At 66.1% G+C, this 6,880-nt stretch carries 6 protein-coding genes and 1 pseudogene; 1 reads left to right on the top strand and 6 read right to left on the bottom strand.

The window, feature by feature from the left end:
* The first annotated feature begins 122 nt into the window (after positions 1 to 122).
* The gene (locus tag Aple_RS32160; RefSeq protein ID WP_155348470.1) at positions 123 to 1,529 is read left to right on the top strand and encodes an IS1380 family transposase; all 1,407 of its coding nucleotides are present in this window, start codon (positions 123 to 125) and stop codon (positions 1,527 to 1,529) included.
* Positions 1,530 to 1,778: 249 nt separating this feature from the next.
* Here the strand turns inward: Aple_RS32160 and Aple_RS32155 are convergent, their stop codons facing one another.
* The 6 genes and pseudogenes from Aple_RS32155 to Aple_RS32135 all read right to left on the bottom strand — a co-directional run bounded on the left by Aple_RS32155 (position 1,779) and on the right by Aple_RS32135 (position 6,830).
* Positions 1,779 to 1,970, bottom strand: coding sequence for an FxLD family lanthipeptide (locus Aple_RS32155; RefSeq protein WP_155348469.1), 192 nt, complete (start codon positions 1,968 to 1,970; stop codon positions 1,779 to 1,781).
* Positions 1,971 to 2,052: 82 nt separating this feature from the next.
* Entirely contained in the window at positions 2,053 to 3,306 is a 1,254-nt protein-coding gene (fxlM, locus tag Aple_RS32150; protein WP_246264930.1) for a methyltransferase, FxLD system, read from the bottom strand.
* 159 nt (positions 3,307 to 3,465) lie between these two features.
* Positions 3,466 to 3,921 (bottom strand): annotated as a pseudogene (locus Aple_RS56420) (GntR family transcriptional regulator); the annotation flags it as partial.
* 9 nt (positions 3,922 to 3,930) lie between these two features.
* The gene (locus Aple_RS32145; protein WP_155348467.1) at positions 3,931 to 4,491 is read right to left on the bottom strand and encodes an HAD family hydrolase; all 561 of its coding nucleotides are present in this window, start codon (positions 4,489 to 4,491) and stop codon (positions 3,931 to 3,933) included.
* On the bottom strand, positions 4,488 to 5,462 hold the full coding sequence (locus Aple_RS32140) for an endonuclease/exonuclease/phosphatase family protein (protein WP_155348466.1): 975 nt from the start codon (positions 5,460 to 5,462) through the stop codon (positions 4,488 to 4,490). Before Aple_RS32140 ends, Aple_RS32145 begins: the two co-directional genes overlap by 4 nt.
* A 414-nt stretch (positions 5,463 to 5,876) precedes the next feature.
* Positions 5,877 to 6,830 carry a hypothetical protein gene (locus Aple_RS32135; RefSeq protein ID WP_155348465.1) on the bottom strand — a complete coding sequence of 318 codons (954 nt, stop codon included), beginning with the start codon at positions 6,828 to 6,830 and terminating at the stop codon, positions 5,877 to 5,879.
* Between the last annotated feature and the right edge of the window lie 50 nt (positions 6,831 to 6,880).

The following is a 6,880-nucleotide window of genomic DNA, read 5'->3' as shown; positions in this document are numbered from 1 at the left end:
AGCCTGGATACACCGCGCCGAATCTGACTTGATTGCGCTGAAATGAGAGGAGGTGCCCTGCGACCTGGGATGATGGGAGTTCTCTACGCTTCCAAGATCCGCAGGCGAAGGACACCTCGTAAGTGCGATTGTTTCATGCCGCAGCCAGGACCCACGCGAGCTTCGACGACGAGCACCTGGTCGCCTACGCCGGGCTGGAGCCGGTGATGCGCCTGGCCGACCACTGCGACCTGGGCGGACTCGTCGGCGAGCACGTCGCCGTCGCCGACCGGCTCGGCGTGAACGCGGCCGCGAAAATCACCTCGATCGTGGCCGGGATGGCCGCCGGGGCCGACAGCATCGCCGATCTGGACGCGTTACGGCACGGCGGCATGGACAAACTGTTCGACCAGGTCCGCGCCCCGTCCACGCTCGGCTCGTTCCTGCGCTGCCTGAGCTGGGGGAACGTCCGCCAGATCGAGAAAGTCGCCCGCGAACTGCTGGCTCGTCTGGCCGCGTGTGCGCCGCTGCTGCCCGGAGCCGGCACGGTCGCGTTCCTCGATGTGGACTCGACGCAGAAACGCACCTACGGATACGCCAAGCAGGGCAGCGGGTTCGGGCACACGAAAATCCAGGGGAAGAGTGTGCTGGTGCGCGGGCTGAACGTGCTGGCCTCGGTGCTGTCGACGCCGCTGGCCGCCCCGGTCGTCACCGGCACCCGGCTACGCGGCGGGAACGCGGGCTCGGCCCGCGGTGCGGAATCGCTGGTGGCCGAGTCGATAACGGCCGCGCGGGCGGCGGGCGCCACCGGCATCCTGATCGTGCGCGGCGACTCGGCGTTCTACTCCGCCGGCGTCGTCGCCGCCTGCCGCCGCGCGGGCGCGCGCTTCTCCATCACCGCGAAGATGGACCGCAAGATCAAGGCGGCGATCGCCACCATCGCCGAAGACGCCTGGACGGCGATCGAGTATCCGGACGCGATCTTCGACGAGCAGGCCGGGTGCTGGATCTCCGACGCCGAGATCGCCGAAGTTCCCTACACGGCGTTCGCGTCGAAGAAGGGCCAGGCCGTCACGGCACGGCTGATCGTGCGCCGGGTCAAGCGGCTCAACCCCGCCTCCGCGATCGGCCAGGACGAACTGTTCAGCGTCCACCGGTATCACGCCGTCTTCACCGACAGCCCGTTCCACCTGGTCCAAGCCGAACAACAGCACCGTGGCCACGCGATCGTCGAGCAGGTCTTCGCCGACCTGGCCGACGGCCCGCTCGCGCACCTTCCCTCCGGCGACTTCGCCGCGAACGCCGCCTGGCTGACCTGCGCGGCGATCACCCACAATCTGTTACGCGCCGCGAGCTGCCTGGCCGGCCCAGTTCACGCCAGGGCTCGCGGCGCCACGCTCCGCCGCCGGCTGATCGCCGTCCCCGCCCGGCTGGCCCGGCACGGACGCGGCCACCTCACCCTCCACCTGCCCGAGCATTGGCGCTGGCAGAGGGCGTGGATGAACCTCTTCGAGACCCTCCACAAACCGCCGCCCGCTGTGGTGGCCTGACCAGCCCGCACGCCCTCGGTCACCGCCGGCACCGTCACGACCCCCGCGGTCACCCGCGCCATCGACGCACGACCCCGCCCCCGAGCCACGTGGACAAGCTGCGACCCGCGCGCAGCGGTCCCCGCATGCCCAGAAACGGCACGTCACCTGGCGAAACGGCCCTCGTAACGGAATTGGACCAGGAAGCGACCACGAAAAATCACGCGGTGTATCCAGGCTCAGGTCAGGCGTCGGATTTCAGCAGGGTGCCTAGCCGCAACTGACGCACGCGGTCCCGCACGTCGAGTTACAGCCGTCGTCGGTCATACGGATGAGTTGCTCGGCAGCCACGCCGGACTCGACGATGGCCACGTCCAGCTCGGCAAGCCAGTCGGCATCCCAGTCAACGGCGGCCTGATCGAGTGCGAGCGTTGCCGCACCTTCGGTAGAACGGGCGGTCATGACGGTGCCTCCTTCATTGGGGCGGTTGGGGTTCCCCGGTGCGCCTCGGGCAGATCGTTCGAGCCCGAGGGCGCCCGGTGGTCTAGGGCCAGGTGACGACGACGGTTCCGTGCCGCTTCGCCAGGACCCCTGCGGAGAGAGCCGGCGGGGTGGCGGGCTTGGGGATGTATTGGATGGAAGCGGCACCGCGGCGGTGGTACTTGTCCGCCCACTGGCGCAACAGCTCCACGTACCGGACGGCGAGGTCCTCGGCCGAGGGCCCGTGCGCGTAGACGCCGCTCTCGAAACCGCTGCTCATGTCGTCGTTCGGCCTCGCGGCCCGGTAGGCGAAGCTGTCGCCGCTGATCAGGACGGGCACGCCCTTAAGCGCCGGGCGTGCTACCAGGTCCAGGTCGACGGCCTCCTGGTCGGCGTGCAGCAGCGCCACGTTCGGGTCGTTGGTGAGCAGGAACAGCATCTGCTCGTCGGGCATGTCGAACACAGCACCGGACCAACGTTCGATTCTCGGCAGATGCAACGCCCGGCGCAGTGCGTCCCTATCAACCTCGATGTCCTCATCGTCCAGACGCAGCACCACTCCGTCCTCGATCGTGATGTTCTGCTCGGTGTGGGAACCGGCCCCCTGGAACGGCACGAAGACGCACAACCCGTAGCCGCGGCTGACCAGGCCACCCGAGCTGTCGCGGTCGAACGCGATCCATCGGGTCGTCCCTTTCAGCCGGAGAGGGACGACGATCCGGCCGTCGTCGCCGAGCTGCTCGATCCACGCGGGCGGGATGTCCCAGCTCCCGGCCGTAACGATGATCCGGTCGAACGGAGCAGCCCCGGGGACGCCCTGTTCCGCGTCGGCCAGTGCCACGTGGACGTGGTCGTAGCCAGCCTGGTGAAGGAACGTGCCTGCGCGCTCGACGATCTCAGGGTCGATGTCCACCGTGATGACACGTCCGCTCTCGCCGACGAGTTCGGCCATCAACGCGGCGTTGTAGCCGCCGCTCCCCACCTCGCACACACGCATGCCGGGCTTGATCTCGGCGGCCTCCAGCATGATGGCTTGGAGGTGGGGGGCGGATACGGAGCTGAGGGTCAGACCGTTGTCGCCGCGCTTGACGATCGGCGCGTTGTCCACGCCGTAGGCGACCTCCAGCGACTCGCCCGGCGTGAACAGGTGGCGCGGTACGGCGGCGAAGGCCGCCGCCACGGGCTCAGACCGTATAGCCCCCTGGTCACGGAGTTCGCGCACCATGGCGGCACGCAGCGCGGCAGCGTCCCCTCCGCCGGGGCCATGAGCGGCTTGTCCCGCATCTGGCCAGACGGCATCGGCCTGACTGGCTGGCATGGATTCCTCCTTGGAAACGTGGGGTTTTGGCGCAGGTCGGGTGTCAGCAGTCAGTGGCGAGCGAGGGACGGCGCGCGAGGGTGCGCCGCTCGCTGACTTTGGCGTATCAGCACGTGCGTCGATTGAGGGCCAACGTCCGGGAGGTGAAATGAAGGTCCCTGAAAACGGGACAGTGAACACCCATCCTTCCTTGCGAAGAATCACCAGCACTCTTCGCAGAGTCGGCCTGGAAACGCCATGGAAACGTGTAAGTACGCGCTCGCCTGGGAGGCGTGAGCCGACCGCGTAACCACCTGATCGGATCGATGACACAATCTGATCAGCGATCCTGCGCGGGAGTGATCGCACGTCGGGAGAATTCGGCTCGCCCTCGCGACCGACGAACGAGCCCTGACCAGAAATCGTGTGGATCACTTCACGCTCGCGCAGCGCAGCGGCGACCCAGCGGGCGGTCGTCCGTCCGATGCCGAATACGTCCATTAATTCGTTCTCGCTCGGTATCGCAGTACCCGGCGCCAAGAAGCCGTCAGCGATGGATTTCTCAAGAATGTCGGCGATCTGGATGTGACCCCGTGTCTTGCTCGCCGGATCGATTTTCGCTTCACGCCAATCCATGGAAAGCGCTCACCTCCTTCCATCGTTTGCTTGTTCCATAAACGCATTCGGGCTGGAAACAATCGGCTGGGCGGCCGACGCCATATCCCGGGCGAGGTGAACCCCGAACGGCTGAACCTCGCCGTCTCGGAGCCCGGTCGGCCGGATGAGAACAGCCTGCATGCCATGCCTGGCAGGTCCCAGGGCGTCGGTCTGGATGTTGTCGCCCACCCACACGATCCGGTGCGGGGAGGACTGGGCGGCGGCGATGGCCATGGCGTAGAAGGTGAGGCTGGGCTTTGCCACGCCGAGTTGCGCGGACTGGAGCACCACCGAGAACAGTTTCTCCACGCCGGCCGCTCGTAACGCTAGCCGCCGATCTTGTTCCGGCTGGGTGTTGGAGGCCAGCACGAGGCGCAGTCTGGCCTCCCGGAACGTATATAACGCCTCAACCGCGTCCGCTGCCACTGGCCGCATCCCGAGGGCGGGATCGATCGGGGCATCGTATGGGGCGAGTGTGCCGCCGTAGTCGAGAATCACACAGAAGATCCGCCCCACCGTCAGGGCCAAACCCGCCGCCGTGCGGGTCATCCCAGCCGCCCGAGATCCAGGCGCACCGACACCCTGCGATGGTTGCTGGCTTGCTCACTCAACTCGTCACACCGGACCCGATACGATTCCGGGATGATCGCCGGGGCCAGCCACGGGCTGAACACTAGATGATCGATCCGGGCGCCCTGCCCGTTGTCGATGTGGTGATTGAGGGTGGGCGTCATGTCGCCCGCCAGGCAGCCCGCGTTGACGAACTTGACCTCGTGCAGGATCTGGGTCGCCCGCCGGTCGGAGACCAGCACCTTCTGCGCCTTGTCCGGCCGCAGGCCCGGCGGCAGCGTCTTGTGTGTGCGTTTGTGCGGCGGCATCGCCAGCCAGTCAGGCTCGAACTCGTCATGGCCGGGGCAATCCGGCCATATCGCGTTCAGGTCCCCGCCGATGATCGCCGCCTTGTCCGGAGCTGCGTATCGGGTGAGCTTCTGCGCGAGATCCAACCGGACGTCGCCGTTCCAACTCGCCCACTGAACCGACCGGACCCACAAGAGCCGGTCCAAGCCCGTGACCTCGAAACTCAGCCACCCGATCTGATCATGGAAGACGCCTGGCAGGTCCGGCGTGTAATGGCGGACCAGCCGCAACCTGGGCCAGCGGGCGAACACCAGATCATGAAGTTCCCCAATGACGCTGCGGGTCATGAAGCTGCGCAGCCCGAGATCGGCCAGCAACCGTTCCGCATGGAACCGCAGTTCCTGCCCATGGAGGCTGAACTCCTTGCCTTCCACAAAAAGAACCAAGTCGGCGTCACCGATAAGTTCCGGCAGAAGGTCGAGACGTTGATGCTGCCCATGGTGGCCGTCCCAGCCGCCCGCCTCCAGATTCAAGGTGACGACCTTCAAGGTATTGGCACGCTCGCGACCAGCCGCGAACCGGTGGCTAGTGAAGTCAGCCGGAAGATTCATGGCCCCACCTAAGAAAGAGAGCTGATCAGGATAAACGGAGAGAGCAACCATTCTCCGATGTCTCCCTTGCCTTTTCCATTACTTCTCGTGAAGTGGCGAGTAGCAGTTTCTCAAACGCCGGCCAGTGAAGATCCCTCAGTCTCCGACGCGCCCTCATGCGCCTAGAGCTTCCACCGACGCCGTTGGTTATTCCGAATTCATTTTCCACCGCAGTTAGAATTACTTCATACTGATCAGGGTAGAGATCGGCGAGTCTATATATCGCTAGTTGTTTTGCCTTCTGTATTTGATACGGAGTCACGAGTTTCAATCTCCGCCAGGTCTAGTTCTCGGACTCTATGGCTAACCGGTGGCCAGCAAAGTCAGCCGGAAGATTCACGGCCCGACCCAAGAAGAGAGCTGATCAGGAAACCTGCATCGATATGGGTTTTCGCTGGCACGGTTGAACAGGTCACCCTGCCCGCCTCACCTGGGGACCAGGACACGGGCGACCAGCGACCGCGCCCAGCATGGCGGATGGCTGGGAACCAGCACCCCGACCAGAAGGTGCCTTAGTCGCACCCCTAGCGGGGCCGATCGCATTGCGGCGGCCTTCCAGTCGAGCGCGAGACAGATTGCAGCACCACTGGTAGCACGGCCCCCGCTCGTGTCGCAGATCAACTCGTTGACCCAAGCGATCGCACCCAACGCCAGCCACACCGCGATCGCAGACGGCCACCCGAGGGAGAGGTAGCCGACCGCGAACCAGCCCGCGAATCTCAGGGCGATCTGTGCGACGCCGTAGCCGAGCATGGCGCCGGCGGCGTGCCGCATCTCGTGCCATACGACCGCAGCGAACGCCTCGGTCGGCATGCGAAAGGAACGTCGACCGATGAACACCACGCGGTGCCCGGCAGCGGCAGTCGCCACCGCCACGGTGGCGCACTCCCGGTGATGACAGCTACCGTCTGGGACCTCGCCTGGGCAGGGCATCAGGAAAGGATGGATTCCCTGGACCGCAGGGTGACGGGCCAGCGTGCCGGAGATGGCCCGGGCGAGCACCGCGCCATGACTGGTCGGCACCTGGTGGGCCACCCGGCTCCAGTAGTGCTCTGCCGTGCTCCAGTCGGCATCGCGCATCTGACGGAAGGCGCCGCGACGCACCAGCACCATTGCCGCCGCTGCCATGGCCGCGCACACGGCCAACGCCAACGCCAACGGCGTCGGCGCGATAAGCCGGGCCGCCATGCCTAAGCCGACGAGGACGGCGGCAACCGACAGGCTGCCGATCAGCTGCTTCCACCACGCCACCTTGTAGACCGGCTCCAGGAATCGCGCCGCGGATTCCTCGAAGGATCTGGTCGTGGCCCGCGCCGTGTCACGGTCAGCGGCGGCCTCCGTGGCGGGCGTGACTCGGTCGGTCTCATATGTCTTGTCCATCCTGGTCCTTTCGTTGGGGGTCGATCCGTTTCGCGTTAGTGGGCGTGGTC

Source organism: Acrocarpospora pleiomorpha (assembly GCF_009687885.1).
Taxonomy (GTDB): Bacteria; Actinomycetota; Actinomycetes; order Streptosporangiales; family Streptosporangiaceae; genus Acrocarpospora; species Acrocarpospora pleiomorpha.
This window is presented reverse-complemented; position numbering and strand designations above follow the sequence as displayed.